Origin of the sequence: Amycolatopsis azurea DSM 43854 (genome assembly GCF_001995215.1) — a bacterium.
In the GTDB taxonomy this organism is placed as follows: domain Bacteria; phylum Actinomycetota; class Actinomycetes; order Mycobacteriales; family Pseudonocardiaceae; genus Amycolatopsis; species Amycolatopsis azurea.
Genome location: NZ_MUXN01000028.1, coordinates 58,914 through 77,313, shown reverse-complemented (window position 1 = coordinate 77,313; position 18,400 = coordinate 58,914). Strand labels below are relative to the sequence as shown.

The 18,400-nt window shown below is 68.3% G+C and carries 19 protein-coding genes and 1 tRNA gene; 9 read left to right on the top strand and 11 right to left on the bottom strand.

The window, feature by feature from the left end; genetic code table 11:
* Positions 1 to 15: 15 nt before the first annotated feature.
* Positions 16 to 471, bottom strand: a complete 456-nt coding sequence (locus B0293_RS37665; RefSeq protein ID WP_039918219.1) for a single-stranded DNA-binding protein — start codon at positions 469 to 471, stop codon at positions 16 to 18.
* Positions 472 to 1,110: 639 nt separating this feature from the next.
* Positions 1,111 to 3,138 (bottom strand): cytochrome c oxidase assembly protein, encoded by a 2,028-nt coding sequence (locus B0293_RS37660; RefSeq protein ID WP_005154108.1) that lies wholly within the window; start codon positions 3,136 to 3,138, stop codon positions 1,111 to 1,113.
* Positions 3,139 to 3,180: 42 nt separating this feature from the next.
* On the opposite strand from B0293_RS37660, the gene B0293_RS37655 reads away from it, so the two are divergent.
* Entirely contained in the window at positions 3,181 to 3,819 is a 639-nt protein-coding gene (locus B0293_RS37655; protein WP_005154110.1) for a histidine phosphatase family protein, read from the top strand.
* On the opposite strand, the gene B0293_RS37650 is transcribed toward B0293_RS37655, so the two are convergent.
* A complete protein-coding gene (locus B0293_RS37650) occupies positions 3,793 to 4,929 on the bottom strand; it encodes a sensor histidine kinase (RefSeq protein ID WP_005154111.1) in 1,137 nt (378 codons plus the stop codon). The two genes, B0293_RS37655 and B0293_RS37650, sit on opposite strands and share 27 nt — an antisense overlap.
* A gap of 100 nt (positions 4,930 to 5,029) precedes the next feature.
* A complete protein-coding gene (locus B0293_RS37645) occupies positions 5,030 to 6,208 on the bottom strand; it encodes an MFS transporter (RefSeq protein ID WP_005154112.1) in 1,179 nt (392 codons plus the stop codon).
* A gap of 121 nt (positions 6,209 to 6,329) precedes the next feature.
* On the opposite strand from B0293_RS37645, the gene B0293_RS37640 reads away from it, so the two are divergent.
* The 3 genes from B0293_RS37640 to B0293_RS37630 all read left to right on the top strand — a co-directional run bounded on the left by B0293_RS37640 (position 6,330) and on the right by B0293_RS37630 (position 8,274).
* On the top strand, positions 6,330 to 7,379 hold the full coding sequence (locus tag B0293_RS37640; RefSeq protein WP_005154113.1) for a LacI family DNA-binding transcriptional regulator: 1,050 nt from the start codon (positions 6,330 to 6,332) through the stop codon (positions 7,377 to 7,379).
* A 188-nt stretch (positions 7,380 to 7,567) separates the two neighbouring features.
* Positions 7,568 to 7,957, top strand: coding sequence for a peptidase inhibitor family I36 protein (locus tag B0293_RS37635; RefSeq protein ID WP_005154115.1), 390 nt, complete (start codon positions 7,568 to 7,570; stop codon positions 7,955 to 7,957).
* Between the two features lie 243 nt (positions 7,958 to 8,200).
* Positions 8,201 to 8,274: transfer RNA gene (locus B0293_RS37630), tRNA-Arg, on the top strand.
* Between the two features lie 150 nt (positions 8,275 to 8,424).
* On the opposite strand, the gene B0293_RS37625 is transcribed toward B0293_RS37630, so the two are convergent.
* The 4 genes from B0293_RS37625 to B0293_RS37610 are packed head-to-tail and all read right to left on the bottom strand — an operon-like array spanning position 8,425 to position 11,716.
* Positions 8,425 to 9,189: an ESX secretion-associated protein EspG gene (locus tag B0293_RS37625; RefSeq protein WP_245191896.1), complete on the bottom strand. Its 765-nt coding sequence runs from the start codon at positions 9,187 to 9,189 to the stop codon at positions 8,425 to 8,427.
* A 27-nt stretch (positions 9,190 to 9,216) separates the two neighbouring features.
* Positions 9,217 to 10,560, bottom strand: coding sequence for a hypothetical protein (locus B0293_RS37620; RefSeq protein ID WP_143254741.1), 1,344 nt, complete (start codon positions 10,558 to 10,560; stop codon positions 9,217 to 9,219).
* Positions 10,557 to 11,207 (bottom strand): DUF3558 family protein, encoded by a 651-nt coding sequence (locus B0293_RS37615; RefSeq protein WP_077241491.1) that lies wholly within the window; start codon positions 11,205 to 11,207, stop codon positions 10,557 to 10,559. Before B0293_RS37615 ends, B0293_RS37620 begins: the two co-directional genes overlap by 4 nt.
* Positions 11,204 to 11,716 (bottom strand): hypothetical protein, encoded by a 513-nt coding sequence (locus B0293_RS37610; RefSeq protein WP_039916493.1) that lies wholly within the window; start codon positions 11,714 to 11,716, stop codon positions 11,204 to 11,206. Before B0293_RS37610 ends, B0293_RS37615 begins: the two co-directional genes overlap by 4 nt.
* 419 nt (positions 11,717 to 12,135) lie before the next feature.
* Between B0293_RS37610 and B0293_RS37605 the strand changes: the two genes are divergently transcribed.
* Positions 12,136 to 12,762, top strand: coding sequence for an MFS transporter (locus B0293_RS37605; RefSeq protein WP_005154121.1), 627 nt, complete (start codon positions 12,136 to 12,138; stop codon positions 12,760 to 12,762).
* A gap of 3 nt (positions 12,763 to 12,765) precedes the next feature.
* On the opposite strand, the gene B0293_RS37600 is transcribed toward B0293_RS37605, so the two are convergent.
* Positions 12,766 to 13,176 (bottom strand): MarR family transcriptional regulator, encoded by a 411-nt coding sequence (locus B0293_RS37600; protein ID WP_039916495.1) that lies wholly within the window; start codon positions 13,174 to 13,176, stop codon positions 12,766 to 12,768.
* 87 nt (positions 13,177 to 13,263) lie between these two features.
* On the opposite strand from B0293_RS37600, the gene B0293_RS37595 reads away from it, so the two are divergent.
* From B0293_RS37595 to B0293_RS37585, 3 genes are all read left to right on the top strand, one after another.
* The gene (locus B0293_RS37595) at positions 13,264 to 14,340 is read left to right on the top strand and encodes a substrate-binding domain-containing protein (RefSeq protein WP_280619579.1); all 1,077 of its coding nucleotides are present in this window, start codon (positions 13,264 to 13,266) and stop codon (positions 14,338 to 14,340) included.
* Between the two features lie 85 nt (positions 14,341 to 14,425).
* Positions 14,426 to 15,049 (top strand): AmiS/UreI family transporter, encoded by a 624-nt coding sequence (locus B0293_RS37590; protein ID WP_005154125.1) that lies wholly within the window; start codon positions 14,426 to 14,428, stop codon positions 15,047 to 15,049.
* Positions 15,036 to 16,034: an aliphatic amidase gene (locus tag B0293_RS37585; RefSeq protein ID WP_005154127.1), complete on the top strand. Its 999-nt coding sequence runs from the start codon at positions 15,036 to 15,038 to the stop codon at positions 16,032 to 16,034. The genes B0293_RS37590 and B0293_RS37585 overlap by 14 nt, the downstream gene beginning before the upstream one ends.
* On the opposite strand, the gene B0293_RS37580 is transcribed toward B0293_RS37585, so the two are convergent.
* Positions 16,015 to 16,506: a hypothetical protein gene (locus B0293_RS37580; RefSeq protein ID WP_005154129.1), complete on the bottom strand. Its 492-nt coding sequence runs from the start codon at positions 16,504 to 16,506 to the stop codon at positions 16,015 to 16,017. The two genes, B0293_RS37585 and B0293_RS37580, sit on opposite strands and share 20 nt — an antisense overlap.
* 65 nt (positions 16,507 to 16,571) lie before the next feature.
* Between B0293_RS37580 and B0293_RS37575 the strand changes: the two genes are divergently transcribed.
* Entirely contained in the window at positions 16,572 to 17,036 is a 465-nt protein-coding gene (locus B0293_RS37575) for an SRPBCC family protein (RefSeq protein ID WP_039916501.1), read from the top strand.
* Here B0293_RS37575 and B0293_RS37570 read toward each other — a convergent pair.
* A complete protein-coding gene (locus B0293_RS37570) occupies positions 16,976 to 18,388 on the bottom strand; it encodes an MFS transporter (RefSeq protein WP_039916503.1) in 1,413 nt (470 codons plus the stop codon). The genes B0293_RS37575 and B0293_RS37570 overlap by 61 nt on opposite strands.
* Between the last annotated feature and the right edge of the window lie 12 nt (positions 18,389 to 18,400).

The following is an 18,400-nucleotide window of genomic DNA, read 5'->3' as shown; positions in this document are numbered from 1 at the left end:
GCGAGCATCCGAACCTCAGCCGACGGGTGCGTCCTCCAGCGCGGTGACCATGGGATTCCCCGCGGGCGGCCGCGAAAGCGGGATCGCCCGGGGCCGATCACGCCCGGCCCGCTGGATCTCGGCCGAACAGCGCGCGAGATTGGGGCCGATGGAGAAGGCCTCAAGCTCAGGTAGACCGAGAGGTGCGGGTATCTCCTCGGCGGTCTCGGCACCGCGAAGCCGCCCGGCCACGATCACCGGATCGCCCTTGGTCAGGCACGCGAAAGCCGCCATGGCCAGCTTCCGCCAGCAGGTGACCTTGACCGCGAGCTGCCGCCCCTCGCCCCACTCCCCTCTTTCCTTGTCGTACCGGCGTTCGACACTCCGCAAGCCGAACGACACGACGTCGTGCCCGTGCACGCGTTCCGGATGGTGGACCGGTTCGCTGGTCAGGTTGCCGATCATGGTCACCCACGTCTCGCCCATCGCCATCACACTCACCTTTCTCCTCGATCCGGGCCGCTCCCGGTTTCTCTCTCGATCACAAGACTGCCTCGGATCGAAGGACGGAAAAGGACGCGAACAGGATCTGTGGACAACTCCGGGCGATGTGGGCTTCCTGTGGACAACTCAGACCGGAAACCCTGGCGCTGTCGGCTGTATGTGCTATCGGCGGCAGGTCCGTGAAGGCCTCCTTGAGGGACCAGTATTTGCTTATCCACTGCGGCTGGCGGTCGAGTGTGGAGGATTTGGGACGCTGAACGTCCCAAATCCTCCACAGACGGGCCCTGTTTCGCCTTGCTGCCGAATGCAGCTTGCGCTGGATGGCGGTGTAGCCGACGGGGGAAGATTCCGGCCGTCCAACGTCCGGAATCTTCCCCCGTCAGGTTGTCTGCCACAGGGCAGGACAGGCACGACCATGATCAACGGAAGATCGGGGACGTTGGGTGTCCCTGATCTTCCGTTGATCAAGGCATGCGACCGGATGTACCCGCGCAACCACCACCCTCACGCAGGTCAGACATAGGTAAGCAACTACCAGTCCCCCTTGAGGGACCCAGAGTCCCTCAAGGAGGCCTTCACGGACTTACGAACCCACGCTGGGGAGGGTCACCAGTCACCTCTGTCGCCCTACGAGTTCTTCCCCGGCCCGCGCCCCTGATCGGCGAGGTTCTTCAGCATCGCGTTGTAGGCGTTGAGATCCGCGTCGCCCGAGGCGTCCTCGCGGCGGTCCTTGCGCCGGGCCTCCCGCTCGTCCTGACGCGCCCACTGCACCAGCAGCGCGACGAGCACCAGCAGGACCGGCAGCTCGCCGGACGCCCACGCGATCCCGCCGCCGAGCCGCTGATCGGTCAGCAGGTCGGTGACCCACGGCAGTTTGAGCCCGCGGTAGAAGTCCTGTCCGAGCACGGTCTGCATGCTCATCAGCGCGATCCCGAAGAACGCGTGGAACGGCATGGCGGCGAACATCATCCCCAGCCGTCCCAGCGGCGGGATCCGGCGTGGCGCCGGGTCGACACCGATCACCGGCCAGTAGAAGACGTAGCCGGCGAGCAGGAAGTGCGCGTTCATCGCCAGATGCGCCCAGTGATAGTTCAGCGCGGAGTCGAACAGGCCGGAGAAGTACAGGCCGTAGAAGGAACCCACGAACAGCAGCAGCGCGACGATCGGATGCGTCAGGAACCGCGAAAGCGGCGAGTGCACGAAGGCGAGCAGCCATTCACGCGGTCCGGGCGGGGCGTCCTTGCCCGCGGCGGGCAGCGCGCGCAGTGCGAGCGTCACGGGTCCGCCGAGCACGAACAGCACCGGCGCCACCATGGACAGCAGCATGTGGTTGCCCATGTGCACGCTGAACATCGCGGGCGCGTACCGGCCGATGCCGGACGACGTCGCCATCAGGAGCACGAAACAGCCCGCGAGCCAGGCGACGATCCGGCCGGTGGCCCAGGTGTCGCCGCGGCGCCGCAGCCGCCGGACCCCGGCGAGGTACAGCCCGGCGAGGACGAGCGCGAGGGTGCCGTAGACGAGGTCGAACCGCCAGTCCGTGAGCAGCCTGAAGACGGTCGACGGACCGTAGAGGTCATAGCCGATCAGCAGTTCCGTGGTCGACGGCTGGGTGAACGATTCCTGCGGCGGCGGGGTCTTCGCGAGTCCGGTGGCGATGCCGATCGTGATGAACATGATCAGCACTTCGACCGCGGCGAGCCGCAGCAACTGCCCGCCGCCGGCGCCGTTCACCAGCCCGGCGACACCCTTCTGCCGTTGCTGGTGCCCGAAGACGCCGAGCAGCAGCAACGAGACGATCTTCGCGACCACCAGCAGGCCGTAGTCGGTGGTGAACAGGTCGGCGATCCGGATCCGGACCAGCGCGTTGACGATGCCGGAGACCGCCATCACGACCCAGCAGACCAGCGCCAGCTTGGAGAACCGCGTCGCGGCGAGCTTGAGGTTCTCGCCGCGGCGCCAGCCGAGCGCGAGCAGCGCCACCAGGCCGCCGACCCACAGCGCGGCGGCGACCAGGTGGTACAGCAGGCTGTTGGTCGCCATGTCGTGCGAGCCGCCGCTGGCGGAATGCCCGGTGACCGCGACCGGGATCAGGCCGCCGACGGACAGGAAGAAGACCACCGTCGTCCAGCCCCAGGTCAGCGCGAGACGGCAGCCGAGCGCGACCAGCAGCGCGATCAACGCGGTGAACAGCCAGGCCTTGGGCTGCTCGATGGCGTCCACGAGGTCGATCAGCACCTGCGGCGAGAGCACCTCGGTGAACGGGCGCCCCGCGCCGTCGGCCGCGGAGAAGAAGATCGAGGCGGCGGCCGCGGCGAACCAGATCCACGCGGCGACGCCCGCGACCCGGATGGCCGCGTAACCGTCCGCGGCGAGCGTGCCGGACTTCTGCGGCGGGACGAGGAACGCGGCGAGCAGCAGCGAACCCACGCACAGCACCGAAGCCGCCTCGGCCAGCACCCGCACGACGGTGATGCCGTAGCGCGTCACCAGCCCCGGATCCGGCAGGCCGGCGATGACGTAACCGGCGCCACCGGTCAGCGCGACCAGGCCGACGGCGACCACCGCGGCCAGGAGCGCCCCGATCGACACCAGCGGCAGGACACCGGCCTTCCGTGCGGGTCGGGCCGGGTTCGTCTCGGGGTCTGAAGGCACGTCACGAGGGTAAGCCGGACGCGGAACGGGCAAGATGGCGGCGTGCGGATCATCCTGCTGAGGCACGCCGAGTCGCTCGGCAACGTCGACGAGCTCGCCTACACCCGGATCCCCGACCACGCCCTCCCGCTTACCGACGAAGGCCGTGAGCAGGCCAGGCTGGCGGGCCCGAAAATCGGGGCGGTGCTCGGCGGGCACCGTCCGGCGGTATACGTCAGCCCGTATCTTCGGACGCGGGAAACGTTGCGGCTACTGGACATCCAGGACTCGTGCGAGCGGGTCGTGCAGGAGCCGAGGCTGCGGGAACAGGACTGGGGCAACCTCCAGGATCCGCAGGAGCAGGAGGTCCAGAAGCAGCGCCGTCACGAGTTCGGGCACTTCTTCTACCGGCTCCCGTTCGGCGAGTCCGGCGCGGACGTCGACGACCGGGTCGCGGCGTTCCTCAGCGAACTGGCGGCGTGCGGCGAAGATCACCCCGACACCGTGCTGGTCGTCTCGCACGGCCTGACCATCCGGTTGCTGTGCCGGCGGCTGTTCGGCTGGAGCATCGAGCTGTTCGAGTCCCTGTCCAACCCGACGACCTGCGAATACCGCGTCGTCGAGCGCGTGGGCGACAAGTGGACGCTGGACCGTCCGTTCCGTCAGTGGCGTGACTCACCCGACGGGGAGACTCAGGACTGACGGGGCGAGAAGCACCACCCTCGTCCCGAGTCCCGGGCTGGATTCGATCCGCGCGAAGCCGCCGACCTCCGCCATCCGCGCGATGATCGAGTTCTCGAGGCCGAAGCCGCGACGCCGGTCACCGACGTCGAAACCGGCGCCGTGATCGCGCACCGTCAGGGAGACCCCGCCGCCGATCTGCTCGACGCTGACGACGGCCCGCCTGGTCCCGGAATGCTTCAGCGTGTTGCGCAGGGCTTCCCTGGCCGAGTCGTGCAGGGCCATGGCCGCCTCCTCCGGCAGTTCAGGGGCGGCGTCGTCCTGGATGACGACCTCGGCGCGCAGGCCTTCGGCGGCCATTTCGGCGGCGAGCAGCCGGAGACGCTGATGCAGCCCGACCGGCCCGGTGGGTTCGTGCTCGAGGCTGATCCGGATGCGCATCGCCTGGGCACGGGCGGTGCGGCGGAGCCGGTCGAGGCTGGCCGCCGGGTCGAGTTCGTCGGCGGGTGCGGGGATCGCGAACGACTCCATCACCTGCAGGACGGTGTCGTGGACGTCGCGGCGGTGCCGTTCGCGTTCCGCCGCGCGCCCCTGCTGCTCCCCGAACCCGAGCGCGAACCGCATCGACGCGCCGACCAGGCCGACCAGCGCGAGCGAGGCCACCAGCGCCGTCGCGAGGGTGAGGAAGAGAGCGAGCGAGGAGGCCGGGGCCAGCACGGTTTGCGGCGCCACCGCGGCGCCGACGGCCACCGCCCCCGCCACCGCGCCGCGAAGCAGTGTCCAGATCATCACCGTCCCCATGAGATGGGTCCAAGTGATCGACGTGATCACCTCGTCCTGCGCGACCAGCGTCGTCCCCAGGACGAAGAGGACGGCGACCCCGGCGTCGGCCATCGGCACCAACCGTGTCCTTGCCGGGGCCCAGCGGAAGATCCAGGCCGCTTCGGCGACGTTCGGCACCAGGTGCAGCACCGCGAACGTCCACAGCACCGCGGATCCGGTGAGACCGGCCAGCCACAGCGCCTGCGCCAGCATCACCAGCCGGAACACCACCGGGACCAGCACGAGCCTGGGCACCGTGGTCTGCACCAGCCGCGCCGGGATCCCCTTGCCAGCCCCGAGCATCAGCACCCTCACGCCGCTCCTCCCCCGGATCAGCCGCCCTGAAACTGTGACCAGGTCGCATTCATCTCAGTTTACCGAGCAGCTTGCCCGCGTTCCGGCGTGGATGTCAACGGGCGACGGGTTCGGTGACCTCCTCCCGGTTCCGCGCCCGGGCCGCGGCGATCGCGGACGGCACGATCAGCGCGGCGGTCAAGCCGACGAACAGGAACGACACCGAAAGCGACGTCACCTGCGCGATCCCGCCGATCAGCGGGGGCCCGGCGAGAAAGCCGGTATAGGCGATCGCCGTGACGAAGGCCAGTTCCCGCTCGCCTCCGGTGCCGTCGGCGCGTTTGCCTGAAGCTCCCGCGAGGCTCAACGCGATCGGGAAGGCCGCGGCCAGCCCCGCGCCCGCCAGCGCGAAGCCGACGAACCCGAACACCGGGACGGGAGCCAGCGCGGCGAGGACGAGCCCGGCCGCGGCGATCCCGGCGCCCACGGCCAGCGCGCGGGTGGCTCCGAAGCGGTTCTGAAGCCAGGCTCCCGCGAGCCTGGCGAGCGCCATGGCCAGGGCGAACCCGGAGTAAGCGAAGGCCGCGGCGCCGTCGCCGACCCCGTGTACGGACGTCATCAGCAGGGCGGACCAGTCCGAACTCGCGCCTTCCGCGATCGCCGAGAACAGCGCGATGGCGGCCAGCAGCCAGAGGACGGGACGCTTGATCGGCGGCACCCTCGGCTTCTCGACGGGTTCGGTGTGCGCAGGTCGCGCGCCGGGTACCGCCACGATGACGAAGGCGAGGACGACGAGCGCGGCCAGCGCGGCGACGGTGAGATGACGGCCTGGCGACCACTGGTGCGACGCGGCGAATCCGGCGGCGACGGAGCCCGCCAGTGCGCCGAAGCTGAACCCCGCGTGCAGGACCGGCATGATCGCCCGCCCGGATCGGCGCTCCACCTCGACGCCCGCGACGTTCATCGCGACATCCAGCGCGCCGACGCTCGCACCGAGCACGAACAACGCCCCGGCCAGCAGGGCGACCGACGTCGAGAAGCCGATCATCGGCAGCGCCGCGCAGGCGATGATCGTGCTGCCGGCGACCACGGCGCGGGCACCGTGCCGCTCGATCAACCGCCCCGAGACCGACGCCGCGATCAGCATGCCGACGCTGGCACCCAGCAGCGCCAGGCCGAAGACACCCGGTGAGGCGTTCACCCTTTCCGACAGCGCCGGAGTCCGCGGCGCCCAGGAACCGAGCGCGGCCCCGTTGAGCGCGAACACGACGAAAACGGCCGTACGGTCACGCATAAACCCCAGTCTCCTTCCGCTTCCTGTTCCCCCAGAATGACTTAAGCGCTTCAGAAAGTCCACCGTACTTGTCCGGGACTAGACTGCTCCGGTGACCAGCACGCGACGGCGAAGGCCGACGTTGGACGATGTCGCCGACGCCGTCGGGGTGTCGCGGGCGACCGTCTCCAACGCCTACAACCGGCCGGATCAGCTGTCCGCCCATCTGCGGGAAGAGGTGCTCCGCGCGGCCAAGAAGATCGGGTACGCGGGGCCGAACCCGACCGCGCGCAGCCTGGCCACCAGCCGCACCGGCGCGATCGCCGTCCTGCTCGACACGAATCTCTCGACGGCGTTCTCGGATCCCGCGCTGTCGGTCACCCTCGACGCGCTCTCGACCGTCGTCGACCCCGAAGGCCATGCCCTGCTGCTGCTCCCCGGCGACGGCGAGAGCGGCGGCCCGCGCGCGGAGCGGATCCTGACCGCGCAGGCCGACATCGCGGTGGCGTATTCGCTGGCAGACGGCGCGCCGGCACTGAACGCGGTCCGGGATCGGGGCCTGCCGCTGGTGGTGATCGATCAGCCGCACATCCGCGGTTCGGCCAGGATCGGGGTGGCGGACCGGGCCGGGGCGGCCGCGGCGGCCCGGCATCTGCTGACGCTCGGGCACCGGCGGATCGGGATCTTCTCGGCGCAGTGCCTCTCGGCGCCGCGCGGCGGCGAACTGAGCGCGGCGGAGGCCGGGAACAGCCGGTTCCACGACAACCGCGAGCGGATGGCCGGCTACCTGGAGACGCTGGCCGAAGCAGGTGTCCCGGTGACGGACGTGCCGATCTGGGAGGCGTCCGGACTTTCGGTCGAAAGCGCGCTGCCGAGCGCTTTCGGGCTGCTGGACCGGCACCCGAGGCCGACGGCGCTGTTGTGCATGTCGGACCTGCTGGCGCTGGCGGCGATCTCGGCGGCCAGGCAGCTCGGGCTGTCGGTCCCGGGTGATCTTTCGGTCGTGGGCTTCGACGACGTCCCGCCCGCGCGCTGGTCCGAACCACCGCTGACGACCGTCCGGCAGGACCTCGCCGCCAAAGGCCGGGCAGCGGGCGAACTGGTGCTGGGGCTGCTGCGCGGGGACAAGACACCCGCGCCCTCGGAGGTCCCCGCCGAACTGGTCGTCCGGGATTCCACCGCGCGCGTCTAGCATCCGATTTCGGCACGCGCAAGGCGGTCCCGGTGACTTGTGGACAACTCGCCCCGATCGAGCGGCGCATTCCTACTTATCCACAGAAGTAGAAATGCGGGCAGACAAACCCTTCCGGGCGCGCCATCGTGGAATCACACATTCACCGACGGCCCTCGAGCCGCCGATCCACGGGGGAGAACCCAGCCATGCAACGACGTTTGACGAACCTGCGCGCACGCCTCCCGCACGTGCTCCTGCTGGCCATGCTCGGCCTGCTGACCAGCACCGGAGTCGCTAGCGCCGCCACCGCGCCACCCGCGCCCGCCTGCCAGAAGGGCGAGTTCTGCGTCTGGGGCGCAGAATCCTTCGGCGGCACGGTGCACAAATTCGACCTGCGCACCTCAAATCCCGAGGAATGCATTCCGCTACCCGAAGGATTCGACGGACATTCGTTCGTCAACCGGCTGAGCCGAGACGTGACGATTTACCAGAGCGAGGAGTGCACGACCGAAGGAGATTTCATCACCTATCCGGGTGGCGGCACCTACGTACCCCAGGGACCGTTCGTGATCCGCGCCCTCAAGATCTGGGACTGACCACCCCGGCGGTTCGTGCCGGTCGCTCGCGGAAGAGTCGACTCGCGACCTGCACGAACCCAGGGGCCGCTCCCCCGAAGCGGCCCCGGCCCGTGGGCGCGTCACCCCGCGTCGTGACGCGCTCACGGGCGTTCCAAAAAACGGTGGGCTCGAACTGAAACGATCTGGCGGTGTCGAACGATCGACAGGTTGGCGACGGCTAAGCTGCCGATGCTGGGCGACACCCCAACGTCGCCGACGTCGGCCCTCGTAGCTCAGCTGGATAGAGCAAGAGCCTTCTAATCTCTAGGTCGCAGGTTCAAGTCCTGCCGGGGGCACGCCGCCAGAGGGAACCCCTGGTCACGAAAGTGGCCAGGGGTCCCCGATCCTCACGACACACCATGAAGCCACGGTCAAAGTCCACCGAGGTTTGCAGGTCAAGTGCCAGTAATTCACCGATGCGGTGCCCGGTCACGAGAGCAACGCGGCTAGCCGAGGCCGTTCATGGTGTCGTTGATCGTCACCACCAGGTCGCTCCCGGTACCGGGCACCATCACCACGTCACCGTCGCCGCTGACATACGTCACCACCCGCCCGCCCTCGCCTGCGAGGTCGATCACGGTGATCGGCGAACTGCGCACTCTTTCGCCGTTGTCGCGGCGCGCGCTGTAGAGCTGGTGCACCGCCCGCCGAGGACGGGCGAGCACCTCCGCCAGGTGATCACGGTCTCGAGTGTCCACCGGCTCGGCCAACGGATCGGACCGATCGTGCTCGGGGTCGTCGTAAAACTCCCTCGGCATACTCACCGCCCGCACCGATGCCCCTGGCACCTCCGGCAGCGTCTCCACCAGTGCGGTGGCGTGCCACCGGTCCTCGATCGGCGCGAGGGCGACGACCTGATCGTCGATGACCACCCGCAGCGCGTACCCGTCATGGGAGGCGATCAGGATCGAACAGCTCTTGCCGTCCTCGAACACGGTGAACGAGTAGTACTCACGATCAGCCTGTGCCAGTGCCGTAAGGGTGCCGCGCCACATCGGGTTCAGCCGGCCGTTGCGCGCCAGCCCCAAGGTTTCCAGGGACCCGAGGGCACGCTTCTCCAGTGTTCCACGGGCGTCGGCGGTGCTCCAGTAATGCAGGTTCGTGCCGAACGCCGGAGGCGGCTCCGCGCCGGTGTCGATCATGTTCCACGCGGACAAGAACAGCATTTTCGGGACAACGATGGGACGGTCGAGGACAGCCACGATGAGCACACTCCGAAGTGAACCAACCGAATAGGGTCATGCGCCGATCGTCGGCGGAGTCGGAGGCAACCCGGTCACCGGATCAACCGACTTCTTGTCCTCATCGGTGAACAACGTGGCGTCTTCCCGAAGGTATTTCCTTTGGCGTTCCTTGTCCTCTTCCTTCGCGCCGCGCCCCATCCCCGGAGCCATCCCGGCAGGACCGTTCGCCAGGCGACCGCCCGCACCGCGGCCCGCGCCTGCACCACCGCGCCCGGCTTCTTCAACGGGGCCGCGTGCGCCGGTTTGGCGGCCACTACCCGGCAACCCGCCCGCCTTGCTCGGTTTCCCGGCACCGCCCAGTCCACCGGCGGCACCCCCTCCGCCGGGGCCGCCGACCAGGTTCACCCCGCTCACCGTCGGACCGCTGCCAGGACCACTGCCCGGACCGGTGACGCCGGGGATCGGAGTATTCGGCAGCGGCAGGCCGGTACGCGAGTCGAGCGGGATGTGGCCCGCCGCCGCCGTCCTGTCGTTGACCTGCCCGCCGTCGGCGACGGGCACGGTTACCGAACCAGGACCACTCACTGAGCCGGTACCGGCATGCCCAGGACCGGCAACCGGCCCTGGAGGCGGCGCGCCGCCCACCGTCGGCGTCATCGGCTGCCCACCCGACCTTGCCGGGTGATCGTCACCGCTGTCACCACTGTCGCCACGTCCACCGAAGCCACGCACAGGCGTCGAATCGCCCGTCGACGACGAACCGAATTCCGGGACTATCTCCCCGTAATCGGCACGCAAGCCCTGGCCTTGACCATCGACATGCGCGGCATAGGCCTGGTAGACGCCGAGATTCTTCTGAGCTTTGGCGTTGTACTCGTTGATCGCCTTCTCGGTGTCGGTGTCCCAGGGGGAGACGACATCGAGGAATCCCTTGTCCGGCGGTTCGCCCATCGGCTCCATCGAGTCCTTGGCGCGATTGAACCCGTGCGCGGAGTCTGCGACATTATCGCCGTTGGCGTTCAAGGCCGACCCCGCCGAATCGACCGCGGTCGTGAACGCTTTGGTGCGTTCACGCGCCCCCTCGGCCGCCTTGCCGGTCCACGCGGGCTCCAGGTTGTTGAGCATGTTCGACAGCTTCGCCGCGACCTCACTGTGCTTGTTCGACGCGCGGTGCGCGGTATCGCTGTTGCGGAACCAACTCGAACTGTCCCCGGCTTGCACGAGTCTGACGACTTCGGGAACGGGCATCGCCTGAGCGCCGACGTTCCCGCTCAGGACGTCACCCGCCCAGCCAAGAGCGTCTTCAGCGGTGCGCGCGACCGCGGTGCCGATCTTCTCCGCCTCTTTTACCAGGGCTTTGGCGGCGCGCCCCAACTGATCGAACGGAAACATGCTCACTCACCCGCCTTGGCCTTCAGCGTGATCGCCACGGCACCAGCGGCCTGCCCGGCGACATCGCACGGATCGACAGCGCCTCGTTTGGCCGGGCCGAGAAACAGGGACACGTCGATGGCGAGATCATCGGCGAGCCCGACCGACACAACACAGAAGTCGACGGGAGGTTTCTGCCCGGGCTGCCCGGCATGGGCCACGGCGGGAAAACCCTGAACATCGGTCAACGGCTTCCACACGCCGGACTGCGGCTTCGTATTCTGATAGAGCTTGCTCAGCCCGGTATGGGTGGTCGTGTCATAGGTGACGTCTATGCGTGACCCGCGTTCCAGGTTCGACCACGCACACACGGCGCCGAGTTCCGGAAGGTTCCTGGGCGTGACTTTCACCGGCGAGCCAAGGAGAACGTCGGTTTGCGAAGGCGTGAGGGCATCCGTGCACGGATCACCCGCGAGAACCGACGCGGGCAGTGGACTGGCCACCTTCGGCGCTCCGGCATACGGCAACCCTGACGGCGCGGACGACGAAGGCGGGGTCGACGAACTTCCCGGCGAAGGCGTGTCCCCGTTCCCGGGAACTCTTCCCCCGCACGCGGACAACAGACCCACGGCCGCCACGATCACACAAACGGACAAGACGAAGCGGCGGGTCATCCGGCTGCCCCTCCCTTTCCCGGCGGTGGCGGCGGTGGCGGCGGTGGCGACTGTGTCGGCGAAATCGGTGGCTGATTGCCGGCACGTCTCATCTCGTCGGCGGCGGTGGCCTCGCGACCGTTGATTTTCGCAAAGGCTTCTTTGATCTTGCCTTTCAACTCTTCGAGATAAGCGATTTCGATATCGATCTGCACCAGAGCATGATCGAAAATGCCACCAGAACCGTTGGTCAGCCGGGTGTTATACGCACTACTCGCAGGGTCTTGCGCCGGCGGCCGGACACTCTGCAGGTTCACGGCGTCCGCCTTCACCGCTTGCAGCATCTCCAAGGCTTCGGACGTCTGACTGAGCATGTCGTGCGCTGCCGCGGGGTCCAACGTGTAACCCGCAGCGGCTTCCAGCGACGCAGCTCCGTAGTCGGTCGTCCTGTCGTAGACGGCGGCCCGGTCCGCGATGGCGAAATCAACCCCCGCCAACCACGGACCGACCTGTCTTTCCGGCTCTGTCATAGCTGCTCGTGTCCCCTCGCGCGCTTCGCCCCTCAACACGGATCGGTGCGACTGATCAGCCCGCGATCGGTCAAGACGATCAGCCGCACCGATCACCGTAGCGGACGATTACCATCAGTGAATAGGCCGTGACAAACTTGCTGTCACGCAAGAGGCAGTCGCATCCCGGCAGGTCATAGGACATCGCGACTCGAAGCTGCTTTCAACCCTGAAATAGCAAACCCAAGACCGAAATCGCGTGAAATCCGCTTCACTATGAGAATTTCATCAATGCGATCAAATCTCAGATTGCACGGCGGCAAGAAGCCGCCCCTGCGGGCGATCCGGCGGCAGACGTGGCGTCCTGGCCATGGTAGCCGGGGCACGGCATTCTCGGCGAAGTGGTCCACCGGCGACGCCGGGCGCTATAGGTTGTGCGCATGTATGTGCCGACGCCGACACAGCGCGACCCGCAGCCGACCGCCGGGCCTCCCTGGTGGCTGCTCATCGGACCCGGCTTCGCCGCGCTCATCGGTCTCTTCCTGGTCACCGTCATCTACCGTTTCGACGGCGGATCGGCCTTGCAGATCGATCTGGGCATGTCCGACCGGTCCCTGCTGCTGAACGGCCTCGTCGCGTATCTCGTGGCGGCCGCGATCGCCTTCCCGGCAGGCCTGCTTCCCGGCGCGCGCTTCCCGACGCCGGTGACCGTGCCCGCGATCGTCTTGATGCTCCTCGGCGTGTTGCTGATCGCCTTCGTCCCCAACAGCGGCCTGTTCCTGGTCGGCCGGGTGCTCACCGGGCTCGGCGCGGGCGCCGTCCTCGGGGTGACCGTCGCCCTGATCCGGCGGCTCCAGGCCGGTCGCGGCGCCGCGGCCGGGGTCACGGCGGGCCTCGGTGTCCTCGCCTTGGTGCTCGCACCGGTCCTCGGCGGGCTGCTCTCGGACGTCACCGGTTTCCGGGTGGTGTTCGTGGTGGCCGCGCTGTTCGTGCTCGTCGCGCTCATCGTCGCCGGAGTCCTCGGCATCGTCGCCTTGGTCAAGGCGAAGACACCGGTGCACGCCTGACCTTCAGTCGCCGAGACCCCGCAGCGCCGTGAGCAGTTCGTCCGGCATGTCGAGCCGGGCTTCCACTTCCGACACCTTCGCGGCCACGCGCCGGTACGTCGCCCGACCGCGGGCGCTGAGGTGGACGAGTACGCGGCGCCTGTCGGCGGCGTCGACCTCGCGGTAGGCCTGCGCGGTGGTCACCAGTTTGTCGACCACTCTGGTCAGCGTCGGAGCGGTGGCCAGCGTCCGGTCGGCGAGATCGGCCATCGCGAGGCCGCCCTTGCCGCTCAGCGCGTCCAGCACCAGCCACTGGTCCAGGGTGAGGCCTTCCTTGGCGAGCACCTGCTCGACCTTGGCGGCGACGGCCCTGGCGGCACGGGTGAGCGAGCCGGTGATCGACATTCCGGCGGTCGCGACGCCGCGTGTCCCCATATCCCGTCCCCTTGCCAAAACCGGACACCCTCGCAATACTTCCAGGTGGAAGCACTTTGACCTTACCGGGCCACCGCACGGAGCGCCATGCCCCTACGCCTCGCCACACGGCCCCGCGACGACACCTGGCGTGTGGCCATGGTGGTCCCGTTGCAGGGGCCCGCCGGGCTGTTCGGCCCGTCCTGCGAGGCGATCACGGAACTGGCCGTCCACGAACTCAACGAGTCCGGCGGCATCCTCGGCAGACAGGTCGAGGCCGAGGTGGTCGACGGCGGCGGCAGTCCCGGTCAAGTGGCCGAAGACCTGAGACGACTGGTCGAGGGCGGACGGGTCGACGCGGTGAGCGGCTGGCACATCTCGTCGGTCCGGAACGCGCTCGCGCCGGTCGTGGCCGACAGGATCCCGTACGTGTACACCTCGCTCTACGAAGGCGGCGAGCGCCGCTCGGGCATCTTCTGCACCGGCGAGACACCACGCTGCCAGATCGAACCGGCCCTGCGCTGGCTGCGCGACCACCTCGGCGCCCGGCGCTGGTTCGTCGTCGGCGACGACTACGTCTGGCCACACCGGTCGGCGCGGGCGATCCGGCACTACGCCAAGGATCTCGGCCTGCGCATCACCGGCGAGGCGTTCGTCGGGCTCGGCGAGGGCGACATGTCCACAGTGGTCCGTTCGGTCGAACAGTCCACAAGCGACGGTGTACTCATGTTGCTGGTCGGGCAGGACGCGGTCCGCTTCAACCGGGCCTTCGCCGCACACGGGCTCAGTGACCGCCTGATCCGCTTCAGCCCGCTGATGGAGGAGAACATGCTCCTCGCCAGCGGAGCGAACACCACCGGAAACCTCTACGTCTCCGCCGCCTACTTCCGGTCCATGGTCACCGCCGACGCGATGGATCTGCTCGGCCGCTACGTCGACCGCAACGGTCCCGGCGCGCCGGCCTTGAACAACGCCGCCGAATCCTGTTACGAGGGACTGCACACGCTGGCGGAACTCGTCCGCCGGGCGGGGACACCGGAGCTGCCCGCGCTCAACGCGGCGATCGACGGCGTCGCCTACCACGGTCCGCGCGGCACGGTCGAATTCCGCGGGCAGCAGGCCGACCAGCACGTCCATCTCGCGGTCGCCGACGGTTACGACTTCGAAGTCCTCACCCGGCTGTAGAACCAGACCCTCTTGACTCCCTCCGGCACACCACATACTTTCATTTGAAATTATTCCACGTGATGCACGTTACGCGGAGGTGAGCATGGGCAACGTGGGCCTGCTCTACGTCGGCGCCGCCTTGATGATCAACGGCCTGATGTTGCTCGGCCGGATACCGCCCCGCTCGGCGGCGGTACTGAACCTGTTCGTCGGCGCACTGCAATGCGTCACCCCGACCGTGCTGATCGTCCAGGCGGGCGGGAATCCGGACGCGATCCTCGCCGCGTCCGGCCTGTACCTGTTCGGTTTCACCTACCTGTACGTCGGCATCGCGAACCTCGCCGGGCTGGAGCCGGAAGGCATCGGCTGGTTCTCGCTCTTCGTGGCGGGCGCCGCCGTGGTGTACGCGGGAATCGCGTTCTGGCACGACGACGATCCGGTGTTCGGCGTCATCTGGCTGTCCTGGGCGCTGTTGTGGGGCTTGTTCTTCCTGGTGCTCGGCCTCGGCAGGGAACGCCTGACCCGGTTCACCGGCTGGACCGTCCTGCTGCTCAGCCAGCCGACCTGCACGGTGCCCGCCTTCCTCGGCCTGACCGGCGCCTATCGCAGCGACGCCGGGACGGCGTTGCTGGCGGCCGCGATCGCGGTGGCACTGGTGGCGACGGCCGGTTCCCTCGACGTCCTGAAAAACCGTTCCGAGAAAAGGAGTCTTCATGCGACACGGTGACATTTCCGCCAGCCCGGACACGGTCGGCGTCGCGGTGGTCAACTACAAGATGCCTCGGCTGCACACCAAGGCCGAAGTCCTCGACAACGCCCGCAAGATCGCCGAAATGGTGGTGGGTATGAAGACCGGGCTGCCCGGGATGGACCTGGTGATCTTCCCGGAGTACTCGACACAGGGCATCATGTACGACCCCAAGGAGATGTACGAGACCGCCGCGACCATTCCCGGCGAGGAAACCGAGATCTTCGCCGCCGCGTGCCGGGAAGCTCAGACCTGGGGTGTTTTCTCGATCACCGGCGAGCGACACGAGGACCACCCGAACAAGCCGCCGTACAACACCCTGGTGCTCATCAACGATCGCGGCGAGATCGTCCAGAAGTACCGCAAGATCCTGCCGTGGTGCCCGATCGAAGGCTGGTACCCCGGCGAGGAGACCTACGTCAGCGACGGCCCCAAGGGCATGAAGATCTCGCTGATCATCTGCGACGACGGGAACTACCCGGAGATCTGGCGCGACTGCGCGATGAAGGGCGCCGAGCTGATCGTGCGCTGCCAGGGCTACATGTACCCGGCGAAGGAACAGCAGGTGCTGATGGCGAAAGCCATGGCGTGGGCCAACAACTGTTACGTGGCCGTGGCGAACGCCGCAGGTTTCGACGGCGTGTACTCGTACTTCGGCCACTCCGCGATCATCGGCTTCGACGGACGCACACTCGGCGAGACCGGCGAAGAGGAGTACGGGATCCAGTACGCGCAGCTCTCGGTGTCGGCGATCCGCGACGCGCGCACCTACGACCAGTCGCAGAACCACATCTTCAAGCTGCTGCACCGCGGCTACACCGGCGTGCAGGACGCGGACGAGGGCGACAAGGGTGTCGCGGACTGCCCGTTCGACTTCTACAAGCTCTGGGTCACCGATGCCAAGAAGGCGCAGGAGAACGTGGAGTCGATCACCCGCGACACCATCACTCCTCGGAACCCATGATGAGGACGGTGAGCCGGACACCCCGTGACGTGTGGGCGAAACTCAGCACCAGCGGCACGAGCACCAGCACGAAGTAGGTCCACAAAGGCCAGTGGTACAGATGGTTCAGGTGCCAGGTTTCCTTGAGGGCGATGAAGAACGCGCCCCCGGTCACGATGAACCACCCGCGGGCCTTGTTGGCGAAGGTGGCCATGGTGCGCCGCTGCTCGGTCGTGAGCGAGTTCATGACCTCGCGGTGCACCTTGGCCCGCCGTCGCCGTTCCTTGGCGATGGCCACCGGCGGCAGCAGCCACCACCAGCGCGAAACGGGCTTGCCGAAGGAGGGGCGAGGCGCGTCCTTGACCGATCGCAGGTCGCCGAACCGCTCGCTTTCCTCCCGGAGTTCGAGCGCGCCCTGGTACATGGGCCCGGCGACGAGGAGCCAGCCGCCGAGGAAGGCGGACCAGGCGATGAAGTACTCGATGTGGATCACCCCTCCCGGACCACCGACGTCCGTGATCCACGACGGCCAGCCTATCCGCCCCTAGAATCGGGCCCATGGACAGGATCGACAGTGGCAGCCGGATGATCGCCGCACCGCCCGCGACCGTCTACAAAGCCCTCCTCGACCGGGAATCGCTCGAAGCCTGGCTGCCACCCGAAGGCATGCGCGGCCGGATCGAGCACTGGGATCCTCGGCCCGGCGGCGGCTTCCGGATGACGCTGACCTACCTCGACGCGTCCGCCGCGCCCGGCAAATCGTCGGACGCGACGGACGTCGTCGAGGTCGGATTCGCCGATCTGGTGCCCGCGGAACGCGTCGTGCAGCTGGCCGTCTTCGAGTCCGAAGACCCGGCGTTCGCGGGCACCATGAAGATGACCTGGGACCTCGCCGCCGTGGGTGACGGCACCGAAGTGACCGTCACCGCGACGGACGTGCCGTCCGGCATCGGCCAGGCGGATCACGAGGCCGGGATCGCCTCTTCCTTGGCCAATCTGGCTTCCTTCACCGAGGCGCGCTGACGACCGGACGCGATGACGATCGCGGCGAGGACGGCCATCACCAGCGGCACGACCAGCGCCGCCCGGAAACCGCTCAGCGCGGCCTGCGGCGAACCGTCCCCGAGAGCGGCGGCGCTGACGGCGGTCACCGCGGACAGCCCGAGCGCCGCCCCGAACTGGAAGGCCGTGTACAGCAGGCCGCCCGCCAGCCCCTGCTCGTCCTCGGCGATCCCGTCGGTGGCGACGATCGTCAACGGGCCGTATGCGAGGGCGAACCCGAGGCCCAGGATGATCATCGACGGGAACATGGCCGCGTAGGTCCAGTCCAGGTCCAGCGGCAGGAAGAGCGCGTAGGCCACGGCGGCGAGCACCAACCCGCCGAAGATCAGCCGCGTGTTGCCGAACTTCGCCACCAGCCGGGGGGTCAGCGTCGGCGCGAGGATTGCGTCGATCCCGGTCGCCAGCAGCGCCAGGCTCGTCTCCAGCGTCGACCAGCCCCGGAGTTCCTGCAGGTACAGCGTCACCAGGAACTGGAACCCGAAGAACGAGCCCGCATAGAGCAGGGCGCTGGTGTTCGCCCGCACCAGCGGACCCGACCGCAGGATGCCCAGCCGCACCAACGGCGCGGGCGACCGGCGTTCGATGGCGACGAAGGCCGCCAGCGCGGCCACTCCTCCGGCGAAGGACGCGACCGTCCAGCCCCAGCCCTTCCCGGGATGCTCCAGCCGGACCACCGCGTAGGCGATCAGCAGCATCGCCGCGGTCACGGCGACCGCTCCGGCGAGGTCCGCGCGTTGCTGGAGGCGCTGCTGTTTCGCGGGTTCCTTGATGAGCCAGAGCGCGGCGGCCAGGATGATCGCGGACAGGATCACCGGCGTGAAGAACACCCAGCGCCAATCGATCCTGGTCAGCAGCCCGCCGATGACGAGGCCGAGCGAGAAACCGCCCGCCCCGGTGCCGGCGTAGAACAACAGGGCCTTGTTGCGCTTCGGGCCCTCTTCGAAGCTCGTGGTGATGATCGAAAGCCCGGCGGGGGTCATGAAGGCCGCGGCGACGCCGGTGACGAACCGGGCGAGCAGCAGCATCCAGCCTTCGGTGGCGAATCCGCCCAGCCCGGAGAAGACGAGGAACACCACCAGCCAGGTGACGAACATGCGACGGCGGCCGTACATGTCCGCGGCGCGCCCGCCCAGCAGCATGAATCCGCCGTAGCCGAGCACGTAGGCGCTCACCACGCCGCTCAGCGTCGCTGTCGACAGGCCGAGTTCGGCCCGGATGGACGGCAACGCCACGTTCAGCATCGCGACGTCGATGCCCTCCAGGAAGATGGCGCCGCACAGCACCAGGAGCACGCCCCAGGCACGTCCGCTCATCCGGTCCGCGGC

Excerpts from the sequence above, each read along its gene's own strand:
- B0293_RS37615 (WP_077241491.1), bottom strand. The coding sequence starts at position 11,207 with ATGACCCGCCGCTTCGTCTTGTCCGTTTGTGTGATCGTGGCGGCCGTG.
- B0293_RS37570 (WP_039916503.1), bottom strand. The coding sequence starts at position 18,388 with ATGAGCGGACGTGCCTGGGGCGTGCTCCTGGTGCTGTGCGGCGCCATC.
- B0293_RS37585 (WP_005154127.1), top strand. The coding sequence starts at position 15,036 with ATGCGACACGGTGACATTTCCGCCAGCCCGGACACGGTCGGCGTCGCG.
- B0293_RS37645 (WP_005154112.1), bottom strand. The coding sequence starts at position 6,208 with ATGCGTGACCGTACGGCCGTTTTCGTCGTGTTCGCGCTCAACGGGGCC.
- B0293_RS37605 (WP_005154121.1), top strand. The coding sequence starts at position 12,136 with ATGTATGTGCCGACGCCGACACAGCGCGACCCGCAGCCGACCGCCGGG.
- B0293_RS37575 (WP_039916501.1), top strand. The coding sequence starts at position 16,572 with ATGGACAGGATCGACAGTGGCAGCCGGATGATCGCCGCACCGCCCGCG.
- B0293_RS37600 (WP_039916495.1), bottom strand. The coding sequence starts at position 13,176 with ATGGGGACACGCGGCGTCGCGACCGCCGGAATGTCGATCACCGGCTCG.
- B0293_RS37610 (WP_039916493.1), bottom strand. The coding sequence starts at position 11,716 with ATGACAGAGCCGGAAAGACAGGTCGGTCCGTGGTTGGCGGGGGTTGAT.
- B0293_RS37590 (WP_005154125.1), top strand. The coding sequence starts at position 14,426 with ATGGGCAACGTGGGCCTGCTCTACGTCGGCGCCGCCTTGATGATCAAC.
- B0293_RS37595 (WP_280619579.1), top strand. The coding sequence starts at position 13,264 with ATGCCCCTACGCCTCGCCACACGGCCCCGCGACGACACCTGGCGTGTG.
- B0293_RS37635 (WP_005154115.1), top strand. The coding sequence starts at position 7,568 with ATGCAACGACGTTTGACGAACCTGCGCGCACGCCTCCCGCACGTGCTC.
- B0293_RS37665 (WP_039918219.1), bottom strand. The coding sequence starts at position 471 with ATGGCGATGGGCGAGACGTGGGTGACCATGATCGGCAACCTGACCAGC.